This window comes from Paraburkholderia sp. SIMBA_054, assembly GCF_046534875.1.
Taxonomy (GTDB): domain Bacteria; phylum Pseudomonadota; class Gammaproteobacteria; order Burkholderiales; family Burkholderiaceae; genus Paraburkholderia; species Paraburkholderia hospita.
This window is the reverse complement of sequence record NZ_JAWRXV010000753.1, coordinates 1-273: the sequence shown is the minus strand read 5'-3', so window position 1 is coordinate 273 and position 273 is coordinate 1. Positions and strand designations below refer to the sequence as shown.

At 63.7% G+C, this 273-nt stretch carries 1 pseudogene; it reads left to right on the top strand.

The annotated features are described in order from the left end of the window. A pseudogene (locus SB822_RS57115) lies at window positions 1-273 on the top strand (antibiotic biosynthesis monooxygenase); the annotation flags it as partial.

Genomic DNA, 273 nt, shown 5'->3' with positions numbered 1-273 from the left:
CTTCTTTCCCTATCGAGCTGGCGCGACGAGAAGTCACTGGTTCGCTGGCGCACCACGACGAAGCATCATCAGATACAACAGGCGGCGCGCGATCGTGTGTTTGCCGACTATCGGCTGCGCATCGGCCAGACTGTGGCCGATACACGCGTGCCCGAAGGAGAAGTTCTGCTCGAGCAACGGCTCGATGTCACCGAGGCGGGAGCGGGTACGGCGGTGACACTACTCGATGCGCAGCGCGCGCCCGAGTGGGTCAAAGAGGCCGGCGCAGAAGCC